This window comes from Methylobacterium sp. E-041, from assembly GCF_022829665.1.
GTDB lineage: Bacteria > Pseudomonadota > Alphaproteobacteria > Rhizobiales > Beijerinckiaceae > Methylobacterium.
The window spans coordinates 1-1453 of the sequence record NZ_JAKSYQ010000215.1; the positions used below are offsets into that span (position 1 = coordinate 1).

The 1453-nt window shown below is 61.5% G+C and carries 2 protein-coding genes and 1 pseudogene; 1 reads left to right on the plus strand and 2 read right to left on the minus strand.

The window, feature by feature from the left end; genetic code table 11:
* Together MKK70_RS20030 and MKK70_RS30895 are read right to left on the minus strand one after the other, a co-directional pair.
* Positions 1-209: transposase (locus MKK70_RS20030; RefSeq protein ID WP_243949483.1), on the minus strand; the 209-nt coding region annotated here is incomplete at its 3' end.
* Between the two features lie 58 nt (positions 210-267).
* The gene (locus MKK70_RS30895) at positions 268-417 is read right to left on the minus strand and encodes a hypothetical protein (RefSeq protein WP_313899101.1); all 150 of its coding nucleotides are present in this window, start codon (positions 415-417) and stop codon (positions 268-270) included.
* 583 nt (positions 418-1000) lie between these two features.
* Here MKK70_RS30895 and MKK70_RS20040 point away from each other — a divergent pair.
* A pseudogene (locus tag MKK70_RS20040) lies at positions 1001-1453 on the plus strand (type I secretion system permease/ATPase); the annotation flags it as partial.

Consider the following 1453-nt stretch of genomic DNA (forward strand, 5'->3'; position numbering starts at 1 on the left):
CGAGCGTTCTCGCGCTCCAGATCCTTCATCTTCCTGGCTTGATCGACCTGAAGGCCGCCGTACTCCTTGCGCCAGCGGTAGTAACTCTGCTCGGAGATCTCCGCCTCCCTGCATGCAAGGGCCAAACTCTTGCCCTGGGCCGTCTGCACCTCAATCTGACGCAGCTTGAGCACGACCTGCTCCGCGTTCGTCTTCTGGCCTCGCCGCATGTCCAACTCCTTTGGTCCTGGCTGATCCTCTCAATCAGCCCGGCCCAAAGCCAGCCGGTCAGGTCATCTTGCGTGTCAGTCGCAACCAACTCATCCACTCGGCCGAGATGATGCGAACCACATTTGTCTGGTTGCGGTAGCGCATTACGCGCCGCTCCTCCATCATCACTAAACCAAGTTTCTTTGCTTCGTGTATCGCGTTGCGCACCGTTATCTCGGCGACGCCGGCAACCGCCGCCAGGTGACCGATGGCAAAGCGGCAGTCCTTGCGCCGGATAATTTCGGCCGCAACGAGGGCAAGAACGGCCTGTTCCGCGAGTGTGAACTGGGCCGAGAGGGTCAGCGAGAGGTGCCCGGAAGCCCCCTAGCGGCGACGGCGTCTCACCGAGGCATCAATCCGAGTACGAGAGCCGCGGCGACACTTCGGTGTAGCCGTCCGTTCCGAAGGTCCAGCGGACTCGTCATCGGTCTCGATCTCGTCACCATCCCGCCCTCTTGTCGCAATAGGGCAAAAGCGATCTGTTCGTTTGTGAAGCGTTTGGGCGGCACGGCATCCACCCTCCTTCATGGTCCAGAATGCCCGAAGAACTTACTCTCAGCCTGGACCAGTTTGCTGTGTCAGGGTCAGGGGTCAACTTCAGGCCAACCACGCTTCAACTTTACTCTTGGACCTCCGCGTGGGAACGGATTTTAAGGGAAAAATATAAATCTTTTGGCAAGCATATTATTAATATATAACGCTAGTGCTTGTGCCAGCTGGTTAAAATATTTATGGTTAGGGAGGGAGGCCGATGGCGACCCACAGGGGTTCTGCGGAACTTGCGAGTGCTATAGCTCGCTGTCGTCTGGCGTTCGCCGGCGTCGCGGTGATGAGCGGCGTGGTGAACGTGCTGTACCTCACCGGCTCGTTCTTCATGCTGGAGGTCTACGACCGGGTGATCCCGAGCCGTTCGGTGCCGACGCTGATCGGGTTGATGGCGCTGGCGCTGACGCTGTACGCGTTCCAGGGGGCGCTCGAGGCGATCCGCTCGCGCATCCTCGCCCGCGTCGGGGCGGCGCTCGACGAGGCGCTGTCGGGCCGCGTGTTCGACCTCGTGGTGCGTGCGCCGCTCAAGGGGGCCGCCCCCGGCGACGGGCTGCTGCCGCTGCGCGACCTCGACCAGATCCGCGCGTTCCTGTCGGGCACCGGCCCGTCGGCGTTCTTCGACCTGCCGTGGCTGCCGATCTACCTGGCCGTCTGCTTC